The organism is Nevskia soli, assembly GCF_903970205.1.
In the GTDB taxonomy this organism is placed as follows: Bacteria; Acidobacteriota; Terriglobia; order Bryobacterales; family Bryobacteraceae; genus Bog-113.
The window spans coordinates 1-15,924 of sequence record NZ_CAJCHS010000108.1; the positions used below are offsets into that span (position 1 = coordinate 1).

The 15,924-nt window shown below is 59.5% G+C and carries 14 protein-coding genes; 6 read left to right on the forward strand and 8 right to left on the reverse strand.

All coding sequences use genetic code 11. The annotated features are described in order from the left end of the window. Window positions 1-959: efflux RND transporter permease subunit (locus tag H1Y01_RS05025; RefSeq protein ID WP_180539177.1), on the reverse strand; the 959-nt coding region annotated here is incomplete at its 3' end. Between the two features lie 3 nt (window positions 960-962). Next, a complete protein-coding gene (locus tag H1Y01_RS05030; RefSeq protein WP_219341276.1) occupies window positions 963-2,072 on the reverse strand; it encodes an efflux RND transporter periplasmic adaptor subunit in 1,110 nt (369 codons plus the stop codon). A gap of 335 nt (window positions 2,073-2,407) precedes the next feature. Here H1Y01_RS05030 and H1Y01_RS05035 point away from each other — a divergent pair, with 335 nt between their 5' ends. From H1Y01_RS05035 to H1Y01_RS05055, 5 genes are all read left to right on the forward strand, one after another. After that, entirely contained in the window at window positions 2,408-2,737 is a 330-nt protein-coding gene (locus tag H1Y01_RS05035) for a PadR family transcriptional regulator (protein ID WP_180539179.1), read from the forward strand. A 3-nt stretch (window positions 2,738-2,740) separates the two neighbouring features. Continuing rightward, on the forward strand, window positions 2,741-5,383 hold the full coding sequence (locus H1Y01_RS05040) for an ABC transporter permease (protein ID WP_180539180.1): 2,643 nt from the start codon (window positions 2,741-2,743) through the stop codon (window positions 5,381-5,383). A gap of 94 nt (window positions 5,384-5,477) precedes the next feature. Then, a complete protein-coding gene (locus tag H1Y01_RS05045; RefSeq protein ID WP_180539181.1) occupies window positions 5,478-7,892 on the forward strand; it encodes a phosphoketolase family protein in 2,415 nt (804 codons plus the stop codon). Between the two features lie 157 nt (window positions 7,893-8,049). Then, on the forward strand, window positions 8,050-8,586 hold the full coding sequence (locus H1Y01_RS05050) for a general stress protein (protein WP_180539182.1): 537 nt from the start codon (window positions 8,050-8,052) through the stop codon (window positions 8,584-8,586). 86 nt (window positions 8,587-8,672) lie between these two features. Then, complete coding sequence (locus H1Y01_RS05055; protein WP_180539189.1) at window positions 8,673-8,942, forward strand: DUF2277 domain-containing protein; 270 nt, start codon at window positions 8,673-8,675, stop codon at window positions 8,940-8,942. On the opposite strand, the gene H1Y01_RS05060 is transcribed toward H1Y01_RS05055, so the two are convergent. From H1Y01_RS05060 to H1Y01_RS05085, 6 genes are all read right to left on the reverse strand, one after another. After that, complete coding sequence (locus H1Y01_RS05060) at window positions 8,939-9,319, reverse strand: peptidoglycan-binding protein (protein ID WP_219341278.1); 381 nt, start codon at window positions 9,317-9,319, stop codon at window positions 8,939-8,941. The two genes, H1Y01_RS05055 and H1Y01_RS05060, sit on opposite strands and share 4 nt — an antisense overlap. A 69-nt stretch (window positions 9,320-9,388) precedes the next feature. Then, the gene (locus H1Y01_RS05065; protein WP_180539184.1) at window positions 9,389-10,981 is read right to left on the reverse strand and encodes a Do family serine endopeptidase; all 1,593 of its coding nucleotides are present in this window, start codon (window positions 10,979-10,981) and stop codon (window positions 9,389-9,391) included. A 94-nt stretch (window positions 10,982-11,075) separates the two neighbouring features. After that, window positions 11,076-11,963 (reverse strand): DMT family transporter, encoded by an 888-nt coding sequence (locus H1Y01_RS05070; RefSeq protein WP_180539185.1) that lies wholly within the window; start codon window positions 11,961-11,963, stop codon window positions 11,076-11,078. 13 nt (window positions 11,964-11,976) lie between these two features. Then, window positions 11,977-13,203: a M20/M25/M40 family metallo-hydrolase gene (locus H1Y01_RS05075; protein ID WP_180539186.1), complete on the reverse strand. Its 1,227-nt coding sequence runs from the start codon at window positions 13,201-13,203 to the stop codon at window positions 11,977-11,979. 432 nt (window positions 13,204-13,635) lie between these two features. Further along, complete coding sequence (locus tag H1Y01_RS05080; RefSeq protein WP_180539187.1) at window positions 13,636-14,064, reverse strand: BrxA/BrxB family bacilliredoxin; 429 nt, start codon at window positions 14,062-14,064, stop codon at window positions 13,636-13,638. A 39-nt stretch (window positions 14,065-14,103) separates the two neighbouring features. After that, a complete protein-coding gene (locus tag H1Y01_RS05085) occupies window positions 14,104-14,718 on the reverse strand; it encodes a hypothetical protein (RefSeq protein WP_180539188.1) in 615 nt (204 codons plus the stop codon). Between the two features lie 91 nt (window positions 14,719-14,809). Between H1Y01_RS05085 and H1Y01_RS05090 the strand changes: the two genes are divergently transcribed. After that, the coding region (locus tag H1Y01_RS05090) for a phosphoenolpyruvate carboxykinase (ATP) (protein ID WP_180539190.1) at window positions 14,810-15,924 on the forward strand (1,115 nt) is incomplete at its 3' end.

Genomic DNA, 15,924 nt, shown 5'->3' on the forward strand with positions numbered 1-15,924 from the left:
CCGGCGGGGAACTTCGCGGAGAGTTCCTTCATGCGCGCGCTTACCGCGGCAGCGGTCTCGACCGCATTCGATCCCGGTAACTGGTAGATGGCCATCACGCCCGAGGGCGCCTGGTTGTAACGCGCGGAAATGCTATAAGCCTGCGAGCCGAGTTCGACGCGGGCTACGTCGCTAAGGTGCAGGATGGAACCATCGGGGTTCGCGCGAAGGATGATTTTGCCGAACTCATCCGGTGTCACCAAGCGGCCCTGGGTTTGAACCGTGTATGTGAACTGCTGCCCTTGAGGAATAGGCTCGGCGCCAATCTGTCCTGCCGGATTCACATTGTTCTGTGTCTGAATGGCCGCGATCACCTCGGGCGCCGTCACCCCAAGCTGTGCCAGCTTGTCGGGTTGAACCCACACGCGAAGCGCATACTGTCCGCCGAAGACCTGCACGCGAGATACGCCCTTCACGCGAGCAAGCTGGTCCTGGATGTTAATCACCCCGTAGTTGATCAGGAAGTCCTGGCCCAGCCTCCCGTCAGGTGAGTTGAGAGCCACCAGCATGAGCGGCGATGTTAGAGCCTTCTGGACAGTAAGTCCGGCCGTGGTGACCTGCGCCGGCAATTGGGACTGCGTCTGATCGACCCGGAGCTGACCGAGCACTTGATCGATGTTTGGATCCGTCTTTACGTCGAAGTCGACAAACAGCTGGACGACTCCATTGTTGGCGCTGACGGAGTTCATGTAAATCATGTTGTCGACGCCATTCATCTGCTGTTCGATCGGAGTCGCAACCGATTGGCTCACCGTCTTGGCGTCGCCGCCCGGATAAGTCGCGGTAACCAGAATCTCAGGCGGTACGATGTCGGGGTACTGCGAAGTGGAGAGCGTCAGCATCGAAACCGTGCCCAGCATGACGGTGAGGATGGCGATGACGATGGCGACGATGGGACGCCGGATAAAGAATTTCGACATGGTTCACTTACCCGCCGAAATCACGTTCTGTGCTGTCGGAGCAACGGGCGGGCCCGGATGCGGGGCAACCGGAGCTCCCTCGCGAAGCTTCTGAAGATTATCGGTAATTACCTTGTCGCCCGCTGAGACGCCGTGTTCGACTAACCAATTGGTTCCAATCTGCGGACCTAGAGTAACCGTCGCGATGTGAGCCTTGCCGTCGGCGCCGGCCAAGTAAACCTGCTGCATACCTTGGAGCTCCTGTACGGCAACCTGAGGGATCAACAGACCGTTGCGGCGGACCTCGGTCTCCGCCTTGACCCGCCCGAATTCTCCGGGCCGCAGCACGTTGCCGGGATTCGGAAACACCGCGGCAATCCGAATGGCGCCGGTTTGCGAATTGATTTGGCGATCGACGAACGCGATGTGTCCCCTCCGCGGGTAGATTTCGCCGTTGGAAAGCGTGAGCGTCAAAGGAACGGACGCGGCATTCTTCAGCAGGTCGCCTCCGCCGTGTCGAACGCGCTGCGTCAGACTCAAATACTCGGAGTCGCTGATCGAAAAGTAAGCCTTGATGGGATCGAGTTGTGAGACCGAAGTCAGCACGGATTGGGTGTTGACCAGGTTGCCCACCTGCGTAGTGGCCTGGCCGGCAACCCCGGTGATGAGCGAGCGAACCTGAGTGAATCCCAAGTTCAACCTGGCGTTCGCGACGGCGGCCTCAGCGGTTGCGACCGACGCCTTGGCAGATTCAACGGCAGCCTGGGTCTGCGCTTTCTGCTGAATATCGTTATCGAGTGTACTGCGCGCGATCGCGTGCGCCTCCGCCAGGGGCGTATCGCGGTTCACGTTGATCTCGGCCAGACCGAGCTGGGCCTGCGCTTGTTCCACTTGTCCCTTGGCCTGGTTCAGCTGCCCCTCCGCCTGATCCAACGCGGCCTGGAAAGGACGCGGGTCGATCTCGAACAGGACCTGACCTTTCGAGACCTGCGCGCCTTCCCGGTAGTCCTGCTTGATCAGATAGCCGCTCGCCTGCGGCTGAATCTGCGCGTTGACGTAACCATCGAGGGTGCCCACCCATTCGCCCGTCACGGGAACGTTGGTGGGCTGGATTTCAACTACCGTGACGGGCATTGGGGGCGGCGGACCCGTATTGGCGGAGACGTTCTTCCTCGCACAGCCTGATAACCAACCTGCGCCGGCGAATAGCACGCCGGCACCCAAAATTATCTTGATCTTCCGGATTACGAGCGGCGCGACCGCGCGGTGTTCGTTCATGATCGATCTCCAGTAGAAGATTCAGAACGGCGCGCTTCGGATTCGATTCAACTTGGAACGGCAAACCGCGGCGTTCGTGGCGTTTATGTTCGAAAGCTCACGCCCGACTGTAAATCTCTGATTCGTTGCTGGTTGTTGCTTCCGGGCTGTGTGACGTGTTACGTTGTTGTCAGTTACTTAGAGGAGAGGCATTGAGCAAGCCCACGGATCTCGTTCAAGGCACCCTGGACCTACTCATTCTGAAAGTCATCGCACTCGAACCCATGCATGGGTGGGCCATCGCGCAACGTATCCGCCAGATATCCGGAGACGTGCTTCAGGTTGGACAAGGCGCACTCTATCCCGCGCTGCATAAGCTCGAACAAAATGCGTGGATCACTTCCGATTGGAAGATGAGCGACAACAACCGCCGCGCTAAGTACTACACGCTTACCAAGGCCGGCCGTAAGGTTTTGGATCAGGAATCGGTTCAGTGGGAGCGCCTCGCCGCGGCGATCTCGCTGGTGGTGAGGGCCGTTTGAATCATGCGGTTACCCGGCATCGTTAAACTTCGACTGCGGTCGCTGTTGTCACGCGGGGCCGTGGAGCAGGAACTCGAGGAAGAGCTGAACTATCACTTAGAGCGCCTGACAGAGGATAATATCGCCGCCGGGATGGAACCTATCGAGGCGCGTAGTGCCGCACTTCGTGCGCTAAGTGGCTTGGAACAAAGAAAAGAGGAGTGCCGCGACATGCGTGGATTCAACCTGATCGATCATTCAATGCAGGATCTCCGGTTTACCTTCCGCCAGTTACGCAAAAACCCGGGCTTCACCGCGACAGCCATTGCCATGATTGCGCTCGGGCTGTGCGCCAGCGTCGCGATCTTCGCCTTTGTGGATGCGGCGCTCATCAAACCTCTTCCGTTCAAAGATCCCAACCGGCTTGCCGATGTAACGGAGAAAATCCCACTCTTTCCCCGCGCCAACCTTTCCTACGCTGACTATCTTGACTGGAAAGCGCAGAACCATGTATTTAGCTCGCTCGAAGTCTACTCGAATCGCGGCTATATCTTGAACACGCCCTGGGGTTCCGAGCATGCCGACGGGGTGCGAGTAAGTGACGGGTTTTTCCGCACCTTAGGTGTTAGTCCGATACTTGGGCGAAACTTTTACCGCGGCGAGGACCTCAACGGGGCGCCCCACACCGTAATACTGAGTTACTCAGCATGGCGGGACCGCTTTGGCGCGCGAAAGGAGGCAATCGGTAAGACGGTCGCCCTCAACGGAGTCGCGCACACCATCGTTGGCGTGTTGCCCCGCGATTTCCAATTCGCACTCACGGGCCCCGTGGAATTCTGGACTACGATTCACCCTTCCGGCGATTGCGATCTCCGGCGTAGCTGCCACTCCCTCAACGGTGTCGGCCGTCTCAAGGACGGTGTCTCGATCCGGACGGCGCTCGCAGACATGACGTCGATCGCGCACCAATTGGAAGTAATGTACCCGGGCTCCAATCTCGGTCAAGGCGCTAGTGTCATGCCGCTCTCAGAGGCTATCGTCGGTAGCGTGCGCCCCATCTTACTCGTGCTGCTGAGCGGCGCCGGACTGCTGTTGCTGATAGCCACCGCGAATGTAGCGAGCCTGCTGCTGGTGCGTTCCGAAAACCGGCGCCGCGAGATGGCCGTTCGGGGAGCGCTGGGCGCCTCGCGTTCCCGGCTGGTTCGCCAGTTCGCGACCGAGGGCATTGTGCTCGTTATGATTGGAAGCGCGCTTGGCTTGGCCTCTGCGTGGGCCGCCATCCGGGTCCTCATTTTGCTGGTACCCCAACAGATGCAAGCCGGGATGCCCTTTCTCCAGAATCTGGATTTGAACGTCCGCGTCTGCGTTTTCGCTGCCGCGATCTCATTCCTATCGGCTCTGTTGTTCTCGCTGACTCCAACGGCGCGCCTCTCGCTTTCCGATGTCCGCGACGGTATGGCCGAAGGCAGCCGCGGGTCGGCGGGAAACACATGGCGCCGTCTAGGCTCGAAGCTGGTCGTGCTGGAACTTGCCACGGCTATGGTTCTTTTAGTGGGCGCCGGGTTATTAGGTAAGAGCTTATATCACTTACTCCAAGTCAATACCGGGATCAAGCCGGACCACCTGGCCACCCTTCAGGTTATGGCGCCCCAGGATGGCTACCCGACGGACCAACAGCAAGTTACTCTGGCGCGCGAAGTCACCCGCCGCGCCGCGAACCTGCCTGGAGTCGAGTCCGCCGGCGTCGCCAGCCGTATCGCGCTGAGCGGCGATGGCGACACCGATTGGATCCGTTTTGTCGGCCGCCCCTATAACGGCGAGCACAACGAAGTGAATGAGCGCGACGTTAGCTCGGGCTATTTCACGGCCCTCGGCGCTTCTCTGTTGCGCGGCCGTTACTTCGATGATGCGGAAGATGGGTCAAAGCCTCGCGTCGTCATCATCAATCAGGCTCTCGCCGCGAAATATTTCCCGAATGAGGATCCGATCGGCAAGCAGTTCGGTGATGACGGGCTGAATCCGAAGACAATTCGTACCATCGTTGGAATCGTCAACGATATTCGCGAAGGCGCGCTTGACTCTCAGATATGGCCCACCGAGTACATCCCATTCAATCAGTCCCCGGACAGTAGCTTCGGCTTAGTCGTCCGGACGTCGCAGGACGAAGCTTCGCTGCTACCTACCCTGGCCGCAACGCTTCGCGGAATCGACCGCCGGATTGCGACTCGATTCGCCATGACCATGAATGACCGGCTGAATACCGCGACGGACTTACAGCGCTCTTCCGCATGGATCGTCGGAGGTTTCGCAGCGTTGGCTCTACTGCTAAGTGTCGTTGGACTCTACGGCGTCGTCGCCTACTCAGTCAGCAGGAGAACCCGTGAAATTGGCGTGCGTATGGCTTTGGGCGCGCACCGAAACGGGGTTTGCCGACTAATCCTGAAAGAAACCGGTTGGCTGGCGGCGTTGGGCATCGTGATCGGTCTGGTTTGCTCGGTGGCCGCCGCGACCCTGATGCGCAAACTGCTGTTCGGCGTCCAATCCTGGGACTTAGCGACTCTGGCTGCGGTCGCGGTGATCCTTGGCGCGGCCGCGCTACTGGCCGGTTATCTCCCCGCCCGGCGCGCTGCCTCAGTAAACCCGATGGAAGCCCTCCGCGCGGAATAACCGTGCGCGCCCCCACGTCATAACACCCTGGATGTGGGATGCTAAATCGTCTGGCGGCTGAAGCCTACCCAAGGCAGCCCAGGACCGACGTTTTATGACAATTCCCTTTCAAAACGAAGAGAAGACAGCCCCCGCCGTTGAGCCCGTGAGCCCCGACGAACTCAGGAAAATCAACGCCTACTGGCGCGCCTGCAATTACCTTTGCGCCGGAATGATTTACCTCCGCGAAAACCCGTTGCTGCGGGAACCATTGCGCGCCGAACACATCAAGAACCGGCTTCTCGGCCACTGGGGATCCGATCCCGGACAGACCTTCACCTGGGTTCACTTGAATCGCGTGATTCGTAAGTACGACCTGGACATGATCTATATCTCGGGACCCGGTCACGGAGCTCCGGCCATGATCTCGAATTGCTATCTGGAAGGCACTTACTCCGAGATCTATCCCGAGAAGAGTCAGAACGAAGCCGGCATGCTGCGGCTCTTCCGCGCGTTCTCGTTTCCCGGCCAGCTCGGAAGCCATTGTACGCCTGAAGTTCCCGGTTCCATCCACGAAGGCGGCGAGTTAGGCTATAGCATTGGCCACGGCTTTGGCGCCGCATTCGACAATCCCGACCTGATCGTAAGTGTCGTCGTCGGTGACGGCGAAGCGGAAACCGGACCGCTGGCCACTTCCTGGCATTCCAACAAGTTCCTGAACCCGATCCGCGATGGCGCGGTTCTCCCCATCCTTCACCTCAACGGCTACAAGATAGCCAATCCGACTATACTAGCGCGCATAACTCCGGAAGAGCTCGAAGCCCTCTTCATAGGTTATGGCTGGGAGCCGCACGTCGTGGAGGGCCACGATCCCGAACTAATGCATCCGCGGATGGCGGAGGTCGTGGAACAGTGCATCCTCAAGATTCGCGCGATCCAGCAGAAAGCGCGAAGCACCGGCATCCCCGATCGCCCGCGCTGGCCGATGATTATCCTGCGCTCGCCCAAAGGCTGGACCGGACCAAAAGAGGTCGACGGGCACAAGGTGGAAGGCTTTTGGCGCGCTCATCAGGTGCCTGTTCTGGATGTAAAAACCAAGCCGGAACACCTGAAGATTGTCGAAGAGTGGCTGCGCAGCTACCGGCCGGAGGAACTATTCGATGAGCAAGGCACGCTGATTCCTGAACTCCGCGACCTTCCGCCGAAAGGCGATCGCCGCATGACCGCCAACTTACACGCGAACGGCGGCAAGTTACTTAAGCCGCTCGATCTGCCCGACTTCTGCGATTACGGAATCCCGATCGATAGCCCAGGAACGAAGGAAGCGTCGCCCACCGCGACGCTCGGTAAGTTCCTGCGCGACGTCATGCGCCGGAACATGACCAATTTCCGCGTCCTCAGCCCGGACGAGAACGCTTCCAATCGTCTGGAAGATATTTATGACGCGACTTACAAGACTTGGCTAGCGGAGTACCTTCCTGAAGATAAAGACGGGACTGACATCGCGCCCGACGGACGTGTCATGGAAATGCTGAGCGAGACCACTCTCGAAGGATGGCTCGAAGGGTACTTACTGACCGGCCGTCATGGCCTGTTCGATACCTACGAAGCCTTTGTTCATATCATCGATTCGATGTATAACCAGCACGCTAAGTGGCTCGAGAAATCGAAAGCCGAAATCGACTGGCGCGCGCCCATTTCCTCCCTGAACATTCTGATCTCCTCGCTGGTCTGGCGCCAGGATCATAACGGATTCACCCATCAGGATCCCGGCTTCCTCGACGTCGTCAGTAATAAGAGCGCCGGAGTCACTCGGATCTACCTGCCGCCCGACGCCAACTGCCTGCTTAGCGTGGCGGACCACTGCCTGCGCAGCCAGGATTATGTCAACGTGATCGTAGCCGACAAGCAGTCTCACTTAGTGTTTCTCGACATGGAAGCCGCCTTGATTCATTGCACGAAAGGCATCGGCATCTGGGATTGGGCGAGTAACGATGAGGGCAAGGAGCCGGATGTAGTGATGGCGAGCGCCGGAGACATCCTCACCCAGGAAGCCCTGGCCGCCATCGCCATCCTCCGCGAGCACTGTCCGGATTTGAAGATTCGTTATGTGAACGTAGTCGATCTTTACCGCCTGCAACCCGCTAGCGAGCATCCCCACGGCCTGTCCGATCGCGACTTTGACTCGCTCTTCACCAAAGAGAAGCCGGTGATTTTCAACTTCCACGGATACCCGTGGCTAATCCATAAGTTTACCTACCGGCGGACGAACCACGCCAACATCCACGTGCGGGGCTATAAAGAGAAAGGCAATATCAACACGCCTCTCGAGTTGTTGATCCGGAACCAGGTGGACCGCTTCAACCTTTCCATCGACGTGATCGACCGCGTCCCTAAGTTACAGGAAACCGCGGCGCACTTGAAAGAATGGTTACAAGGGCAAATCATCGAGAGCATCAACTACGCCTATGCCGAGGGTCAGGACAAGCCTGAGATTCGCAACTGGAAGTGGCCAGGAACCAAAAATTGACGCCGTTACACTCTCGTAACATACGAAGCCGGGAGAGCATTGAGCGGTTACTCTCCAAACCGGCGGCTCCATCCCACGCAACCGTTGCCCCACCACAACGGCGCGTGCCCTGCAAGTGTTAACAACGCAAGGCGTAACTACGCCAAAGGAGACGTAAATGTCCACTAACGAATCCGTCGTTGCGGTCTATCACACGCATGCCGAGGCCGAGGAGGCAGTCAAGGCGCTGCAGCATGCGGGCATCGATTTGAAAACCCTCTCGATCGTCGGAAAGGACTATCACACCGACGAGCACGTCGTCGGCTACTACAACACCGGCGACCGGATGAAGCGATGGGGCAAGACAGGAGCCTTCTGGGGCGGCTTTTGGGGCCTGTTATTCGGGTCCGCATTCTTCGCCATTCCCGGCATCGGGCCCATACTTGTTGCCGGACCGCTAGTCGCCTGGATCGTGAGCGGTCTCGAAGGCGCGGCGCTTGTCGGAGGCCTAAGTGCGCTCGGCGCCGGCCTGTTCAGTCTCGGAATCCCAAAGGACAGTGTTCTGCAATATGAAGCCGCGGTGAAGTCCGACAAGTTTCTAGTGCTCGTAAATGGCACGGCCGCGGACGTTACGAAAGCGAAAGAAATCCTGGCGGCGACCCACCCCGCTAACCTAGAGCAGCATGCCGGTCAGACTCAAGCGGCCGCTCAGTAAGCATCGGAACCCAAGACGCGCGGCGGCTTAGTGGGACAATATTGGTGTCAATATTGGTATCGATATTGATACCCCAGCCGCCGCCTATGTGCCGGAACATCCGACCGCTATTCAATTTCGATCCGCCGGTTACTCCGGAAGAGATCCACGCGGCATCGCTTCAGTTCGTACGCAAGATCAGCGGCTTGAACAAGCCATCCAGAGCCAACGAGCGGGCCTTTAACGCGGCCATTGAACAGATATCCGAAATCTCAGCACGATTCTTGAATCAACTCCAAACCAGCGCACCTCCTAAGAATCGTGAAGAAGAGGCCGCGAAAGCCAAAGCCCGCGCGGCCGTCCGATACCGCGCCTAATGCGGGTCTTGCGTGCCGCCGCCCAGGCCAAGCCCGATTAACGACTTGGAGTTGATCCGCCCGGTAGCCTCGAACTGGTTGTCTGCCTGATAGCGCCGCATGGCGTCCTCCGTCTCCGCGTCCCATGCGCCCGAAGGCGGCGACTTGAGATAGCCCTTGGAAGCCAGCGCTCCCTGAATTTCGCGATACCGGTCCGGTGTCGGCTCGTTCTGGACATAGGGTCTTGGCGCCGCGTGCGCTGTAACCTTGCGCCTTGTGTGCGCCCGAACCAGGGCGCGGCCGCGCGACGCCGTCGTCTTCTTCATGGCCGTAGCCGCCCCGGCCGCATGACTTTCTCCCGCCCAGAACAAAACCAGCGCTAGAAGCACAGTCTTCATAGCAATAGAAAAAGGGGCGCAGCCGTTAAGCCGCGCCCCTTCAATGTAACAGATTCGGAGTAGATTGACTTACTGCCCCGCCGCCGGTACTGTTCCGGCTAAGTAGAGCGTTTGCCACTCACCGCCGCCCTGCCGTCCGCCGCCCGCCGACCGCAGTACCCGCAGCGCCACCGCGTCGCCCGTATGCAATTGGCTCTGGATCGACTTGAACTGATCCACGCTGGTGATCGGCTTCCGATTCAATTGGGTAATCACGTCACCTTGAACCAGACCCATGTCCTCAGCGAACGAACCCGGCTCCACGCTCTGCACCACAACGCCGTTTTCCTTGACGCCCATGTTCTGTTTCAGCTTGTCGTTCAGGTTCTGAATCGAGATGCCAAAACGCGCCTGCGTCGCTTCGTCGCCGCCGCCATTGCCGTTGTCGTCGGACGTCTCAGGAGCACCCGGCTCCTTCGGAAATACCTTGGACCGGTCCGCAATCGTAACTTCGGTTTGCGCCGGCTTCCCATCCCGCAGGTAGTCAATCCGGATCGATTGTCCGATCGGCGTATCCGCCACGACGTCAATCAGATCGTTACCAGTTTGGATCTTCTGGCCGTTGATCTCAGTGATGATGTCTTGCTCGCGAAGTCCCGCCTTCTCCGCCGGACCGCCTGGTTCCACGTGCGACACGAACACACCATTCTTGGCCCCGTAGGCTTTCAGTAACTCGCGAATCTGGGCGGTGTTCGCCTGGAACGAGATACCGATCGAACCGCGCGTTACCTTGCCGGTCTTGATGATCTGGTTGTATACCTTGACCGCCGTGTTGGAAGGCATCGCGAAACCAATGCCCTGATAGCCACCGGAGCGACTCGCGATCTGCGTGTTGATGCCGATCACCTCGCCGTTGATGTTCAGCAGCGGGCCGCCGCTGTTACCCGGATTGATCGCCGCATCCGTCTGCAGGAAGTGCTGGAAGGTGGTCGAGTCACCTGGAATGTCGCGCGACTTCGCGCTGATAATTCCCGCCGTCACCGTCTCCTGGAAGCCGAACGGAGAGCCGATCGCGATCGCCCAATCGCCCACCTGGATCGAATCCGAGTTGCCCATGCGCACCGGAATCAGGTTGGTCCGATCGATCTTGATCACGGCCAAATCCGTCTGCCAGTCAGTACCGATCACCTTGGCGTCGTACTCAGTCTGATCGCCATTGAACTTCACGCGGATGCGATTGGCGCGCTCCACCACGTGATTATTGGTCAGGATGTAGCCGTTCGATGAGACCACGAAGCCGGAACCTAAGCTCGCTCCGCGCTGCGATTCCTGCGGCATCTGCGGCCCATTCGGGTTATTGAAGAACCGGCGCAGGAAGTCTTCCATCCCGCCCTGATCCTGCTGTTGATCGCCGCCCTGATCGTCGGGATCTTGCGGAACAATCCGCAGCGGACGCCGGCTTTGATTCCGGTTCTGCGTCACTGAGGCTTTTGGAATGTACTCGGACGAGATGTTCACCACGGAGGGCTCGAGCTGTTTGGCCAGTTGTGAGAACGAATTCTGGATCACGCTCGGGGCCGGGATCGTGAGCGGCGTCGCGCCCGGTGCAACCGACTCTCGTGCCGCCTTGACGCCGGTATTGAGGAGCGTTCCAATCAACACTCCGATACACAACGTCAGCATCACAACTGTAAAGGAAAGGAATTTTTGTCGTTTTAGATGTTCGAAAATACTCATGGACCTTGCTGACTCCTGCGTGCGCGGCACGCAACTTTTATTATACTTCCGGACTAACTACCCGAATCGATTGATGTTTCTGTCCCGCACTGCGTTTCAGTTCCACCAGCAAAACACCTACCAGGATTAGCAAACCGCCGACCCATGCCACACCCGACAGCCGCTCGCCTCGTAACAACCACGACGTTGCGCACGCCCAGACCGGCTCCAGTGTATAGATAAGAGCCGTTCGGGTAGCCGTGGTATGTTGCTGCGCCCAGGCTTGAATCGTAAATGCCAGAGCAGTCGCCAGCAAGGCGGTAACTAATACGGCCGCAACCACGGGTCCCGTCCACCGTAGCTTCACGGTGTCTATGAACCGGAAACTGACTCCCGCCAACACGGCCGCGGTCAGGATCTGCATGACCGCGAGCGTTTCGAAGTTCGCACGGTCGGAAAACTTCCCAACCGCAACGATATGCCCGGCAAAGGCTATCGCGCAAAAGAAGCTCAGCAGACTCCCACGATCCCATGCGACCCGCGAGCCCTCGGTGGTCAGTAAAATCATCCCTGTGGATGAGACGGCTATGCCCGCGACCTCATTCCATCGCGGCGCACTTCTATAGACGAGCGATCCCAGCAAAGGTACCATCGGAATCGACAGGCTCGTATAGAAGGCGGATTTCGACGGCGTCGTGTAGAGCAAGCCGGTAGTCTGAAACAGGTAACCGAGGAATAGCAGCACGCCCGCGACGGCTCCGTCGCGAAGCGAGGCGCGCTGTACTTTCCGGCCGTAGAGAAGCGCCAGGACCAATGCCGCCAGCGCGAATCGCATGGCCAGGAACAGCATCGGCGAAACATCCGCCAGCGCATCCTTTACAAGGACGAACGTCGCGCCCCAGATGATCGTGTTCGCGACTAAGGCTAAGTCGGCCTTCCAGGTCGTCACTTCAGTCGGAAGCCTACGCGGCCCCGTGGCGCAGCAGCGTTATCAACAGTAATAGGATGCGCTTCAATCCGAGATCGCGCCCTTCCGGCGAGAACCATTCAGCGGGCGTATGCGCGCCGCCTCCCTGTCCGCCGGCGCCGATGGAGAGTGCCGGGATCCCCAATGAGAGCGGAACGTTCGCATCGGTCGACGAACACTCCAGATGCGCGCGAATGCCCAGGTGCCCATCCACACTCCGCGCGAACTGCAGGATGGCCGCGTTCTCCGGCAGCCGCGCCGCCGGACGCGAACCAATCTCCTTCAGCCGCCCCGACACCTTGCCCGAGGCGGCGCGCTGATTCTCGAAATCCTGCGCTCGTTCGGCCGCGTCATGCAGCGCGACCACCAGCTCATCGATCCGCGCGTTCGACTCGGACCGGATATCCACCTTGGCCCGCGCCTGTGACGCGATCGCATTCACGCTCGCGCCGCCTTCCATCACGCCGACGTTGATGGCCGAGCGCGGGCCGCCATTCATCGGGGTTTCGGTGAAAAATGTAATCGCGCGAGCCAGAGCATGCACCGGATTGCCGATGCCGGAATCGCTCCAGCTATGTCCCCCATGGCCCGTAAAGGTCAGATCGAACCGCCGGCTCCCCAACGCGCGCACGGTGATGTGGTCCGTATGAGCGCCGTCCACCACCACGTAAGCCGCCACGCGTTTGGCCAGCTTCGATTGATTGCACAGATAGCGGATGCCGCTCAGATTGCCTTCGCCTTCTTCGCCGACGTTCGCCACCAGAACCGGATTCGCGACGCGGCCCTCCGGCAAGCCGCAGATCGAGAGCGCCCGCGCCGTCGCGAGCAGCGCCGCCAGACCCGCGCCGTTGTCGGCAACGCCGGGTCCGCGCAGCTTCCCATCCGAATCGATATAGATGTCCTCGCGCAGCCGCGGCGCAAAAACGGTATCCAGATGCGCGGTCAACGCGATGTACGGCAGCGCATCGTCTCCTTCTTCCGCCAGCGTTGCGACCACATTGCCGGCGGGGTCGAGATGCGCGCGCCATCCGTACTCGCGAAACTGCTCGGCCATCCATTCGGCGCGCTTCTGCTCGAGGAACGTCGGAGCAGGCACGCGGCATAACTGCAGTTGGATATCGGTGATCCAGTGCTTCTCGCGCGTCAGCCATTGCAGCGCATCGCGGATTTCGCGCCGCTGCGCGATCTCCGAAACCGCCCCCGCCGCCAGCGCGTTCGCCATATCCGAGTGTAGCGAAGAAGTCTACCAGCCTGTGGCAAGAGCGGCTTCCCTGCGGGCGCGCTCGGTTTGGGTTAGAAGCGCTTCGAGTTTGATTGGGCGACGCTCAGTTCGACGAATCTTTGGGGAAATGCTGGGTGACAGACGTTCTTTGATCGAATCGTCTCACCGCGGGCACCGTTGTCGAGCTGTCCTGCTGTTCCAGCGTGCGGGACCGCGAAGGCGTGGCAGTACTCGCATCAAACATAGCTTGCGGACTGCTCCGTCGCCGTCGCGGCTCGGTACGGGAAGTTAGGAAGCAATTGGGTTAGAACCGCTTCGACACCGATTGCACGGCGCTCATATTCGCCGGAGGAGCTATTTTGAATGTTTCTGGTTTGCGCGGGGGTGTCGAAAGAGTCTCGACAGAGCACGAGAAAGTCCGTGCGCCACGCGTTACTGCGCTACGCCCGTGCAGATGCGATCGAACGCGTCGGTCAAGCTGCGGGCGATCGATAGGGCGTCGCGGGATTCGATCTCGCGGCGATGCATCATGTACACCGGCTTGCCGTCCTGGAAAATGGCGATCGAGGGGGAGGACGGTGGGTATTCCGAGAGCAGATCGCGCAGGTGAGCCACTGCGGCGTCGTCGGCGCCGGCGAAGACGGTGGCGGACCGGTCGGGACGCACCGCGTGCTGGAGCGCCATGCCGATCGCGGGGCGCGCTTTACCGGCTGCGCAGCCGCAGATCGAGTTCACGACCACCATCGTCGTTCCCGGCGCGTTCACGTAAAGGTCGACTTCGGATGGCGTGCGCGCTTCTTTAACTCCGAAGCGGGTCAGTTCCGCGCGCATCGGTGAAACAAATTGTTCGGGGTAAGACATGATTTATCCGGTTAGCTCCTGATCCGTTACGAGACCTGCTCATTCCTGATTGAACACGAAGGTCTCTCCGCCATTATGAACGACGAGGTGACCGGGAGGAAACGACTTCGAGCCGAATCGGAAGAAAACGGCGCCGTCGGTGGATTGGCCGGGCGGGATTCGGGTCTGTACCAGCGCGATCGCGGAAGCCGCGGCGGCGGCTTCGAACCGCGCGCTCGTACCGAATCCGAGGGCCGCTTCGCGCCGCTTCTCGTAGCTGTTGTCGAGCTTCATGTTAGGGATGTTGTAGATGGCATCCTCATAAGTCTTTATGAGCTTGACCAGGTCGGAATGATTGCCGCGCTCGAGAACGTCGCCGACCACGGCGTCCGCGGAACCGGCGGGAGTCACGCGGCCATCGCCGCGGTCGAATTCAAAGTCCTCCGGCGAAAACGTGACATAGGCCTCGGAACCGTTGGAGATGGCGATCTGTATAAGTCCCCAATCCTTCAACTCGGTGGGCAAGCGGGCGCACATAACGGTGACTGCGCCGCGCGTCAGACTTTGATAATGCAGGCCGTTGTTTTCAAACTCGATTACCTGCGCCTCCACGATACAACCGCTCCAAAACACCCCGCTGAACAGCAGGGCCGTCCGAAGCAATTGTGAGATCATTGACCTTATTATCGACGCTATGCACATACCGACTGCGGCCGTTACCAGCGGCGCTGATGCCCCGCATCCGGATCCGGACTTAATCCCGGCTATGCGGTCTTTGGAAAGCATGGGCTTAAACAATCTCGAAGCGGTGCATTGGAATGACGGCGCATCGCAGCTGATTGAGTACGCCATCCAGCGCAACGAAGGGGTGCTTTCGGACGGCGGTTCGCTGGTGGTGCGCACGGGGCAGTTCACCGGCCGCTCGCCGAAAGATAAGTACATTGTGCGCGACGCCGCGACCTCCGCGACTGTCGATTGGGGCGCGGTGAACCAGCCGATGCCGCCCGCGCAGTTCGAACGGCTTCGCTCCAAGGTGATGACGTTCCTGCAGGGCAACGAGTTATTCGTTTCCGATCTTCGGGCCGGCGCGGACCATGAGTACGGCATTACGGTGCGGGCGATCACGCAGTATGCCTGGCATTCTTTGTTCGCGCGTCAGCTGCTGATCCGAAGCGATCCCGGCGCGGCTCCAATTGAGAAGCCGGATTTTACACTGATCTTCGCGCCGGAGTTTCTGGCGAATCCGGCGGAAGACGGCACGCATTCGGAGACGTGCATCGCGCTCGATTTCTCATCGCGAACCATTTTGATTGTGGGGACAAGCTATGCGGGGGAGCTGAAGAAATCGATCTTCACGGCGCTCAATTATCTGCTGCCGGAGCGCGGCGTGATGCCGATGCATTGCTCCGCCAATCAGGACAAGAGCGGCAGTGTGGCACTGTTCTTCGGCCTTTCCGGAACCGGCAAGACGACGCTGTCGGCGGATCCCGAGCGCGAACTGATCGGGGACGATGAACATGGGTGGAGCGATCGCGGGGTGTTCAATTTCGAGGGCGGATGTTATGCGAAATGCATTCATCTTTCGGCGGAAAAGGAGCCGCAGATCTGGGGCGCGATTCGCTACGGAACGGTGCTTGAAAACGTGGTGATGGATCCGGTGACGCGGCAACTGGATTTCAATTCCGACGCCTATACCGAAAATACGCGCGCCGCCTATCCGCTGGAATTCATCGAGAATGCGCTGATTCCAAGCACCGCGGGACATCCGCGCCACGCGATCTTCCTGACCGCGGACGCGTTTGGCGTGCTGCCTCCGATCGCGAAGCTCGACGCGGATGAAGCGATGTATCAGTTCCTGAACGGATACACGGCGAAGATTGC

Coding starts and splice junctions, on each gene's coding strand:
- H1Y01_RS05030 (WP_219341276.1), bottom strand. CDS start 2,072: ATGCCCGTCACGGTAGTTGAAATCCAGCCCACCAACGTTCCCGTGACG.
- H1Y01_RS05040 (WP_180539180.1), top strand. CDS start 2,741: ATGCGGTTACCCGGCATCGTTAAACTTCGACTGCGGTCGCTGTTGTCA.
- H1Y01_RS05045 (WP_180539181.1), top strand. CDS start 5,478: ATGACAATTCCCTTTCAAAACGAAGAGAAGACAGCCCCCGCCGTTGAG.
- H1Y01_RS05050 (WP_180539182.1), top strand. CDS start 8,050: ATGTCCACTAACGAATCCGTCGTTGCGGTCTATCACACGCATGCCGAG.
- H1Y01_RS05055 (WP_180539189.1), top strand. CDS start 8,673: ATGTGCCGGAACATCCGACCGCTATTCAATTTCGATCCGCCGGTTACT.
- H1Y01_RS05060 (WP_219341278.1), bottom strand. CDS start 9,319: ATGAAGACTGTGCTTCTAGCGCTGGTTTTGTTCTGGGCGGGAGAAAGT.
- H1Y01_RS05065 (WP_180539184.1), bottom strand. CDS start 10,981: ATGCTGACGTTGTGTATCGGAGTGTTGATTGGAACGCTCCTCAATACC.
- H1Y01_RS05075 (WP_180539186.1), bottom strand. CDS start 13,203: ATGGCGAACGCGCTGGCGGCGGGGGCGGTTTCGGAGATCGCGCAGCGG.
- H1Y01_RS05080 (WP_180539187.1), bottom strand. CDS start 14,064: ATGTCTTACCCCGAACAATTTGTTTCACCGATGCGCGCGGAACTGACC.
- H1Y01_RS05085 (WP_180539188.1), bottom strand. CDS start 14,718: ATGATCTCACAATTGCTTCGGACGGCCCTGCTGTTCAGCGGGGTGTTT.